The organism is Pseudomonas sp. P39-UII1 (assembly GCF_039672635.1).
Taxonomy (GTDB): Bacteria; Pseudomonadota; Gammaproteobacteria; order Pseudomonadales; family Pseudomonadaceae; genus Aquipseudomonas.
In genome coordinates, this window is the sequence record NZ_JBDFPP010000055.1 from 1 (window position 1) to 1,002 (window position 1,002).

Sequence of the window (1,002 nt, forward strand, 5' to 3'; positions counted from 1 at the left end):
CGAAGTCGCCACCGGTGGTGCCGGTGACACTTACTTTGACCTGGCCGGCGTCTTTGTAGACGTCATCGGCCGGTGCGGCGACCGTTACCTGGCCAGTCGTTTGACCGGCGGCGATGTTGATGGTCGCACCGTTGCTCAAGGTCACGGTCATTGCCGTACCGGCTGGATTGCTCAGCGTGGCGGTGTAGACGATCTGGCCGCCTTCGGCGACATCGCCGGTGGCGCTCAGCACCAGGTTCGTAGTGGCTTGGGTCGCTGGGCTGTCGGTAACCGTGGTGGTCGGATTACCTGCAGTGTCGAGCTGCTCGTAGTTACCGCCTTCAACCTTGCTGATGCTGTTGGTCAGCGGAGCGTTGGTGTTGTAGACGTTGTTCGGCGCGGTGAAGTTGACCGAACCGGACGACTCGCCGACGCCGATGGTGATGCTCTGGCCGTTGGCCAAGGTCACAACCAGCGGCGAACCAGTCACAGGTGCCGACACCGAGGCGGTGTACACCACGGTGCCGCCCTCGACCACGCTTGGAGTGGCGGTCAGGGTGACGGTCGACGTATCGATGGTATCGCTGACGTTGGTGACGGCTTCGGCTGGATTAACGGCCAGATTCTCGAAGTCGCCACCGGTGGTGCCGGTGACACTCACTTTGACCTGGCCGGCGTCCTTGTAGACGTCATCGGCCGGCGCAGCGACGGTGACTTGACCGACAGTTTGGCCGGCGGCGATAGCGATGGTCGCGCCGTTGCTCAGGGTCACAGTCATTGCCGTGCCGGCTGGGTTGCTCAGCGTGGCGGTGTAGACGATCTGGCCGCCTTCAGCGACATCGCCGGTGGCACTCAGCACCAGGTCCGTGGTGGCCTGGGTGTCAGGACCGTCGGTCACGGTAGTAGTCGGGTTACCTGCGGTTTCGAGCTGCTCGTAATTGCCGCCTTCGACCTTGCTGATGCTGTTGGTCAGCGGAGCGTTGGTGTTGTAAACGTTGTTCGGCGCGGTGAAGTTGACCGAGC

1 protein-coding gene is annotated in these 1,002 nt (G+C 62.8%); it reads right to left on the bottom strand.

From position 1 onward, the window contains the following. A partial coding sequence (locus ABEH27_RS25675) for an immunoglobulin-like domain-containing protein (protein ID WP_346616247.1) occupies nucleotides 1–1,002 on the bottom strand: 1,002 nt, incomplete at both ends.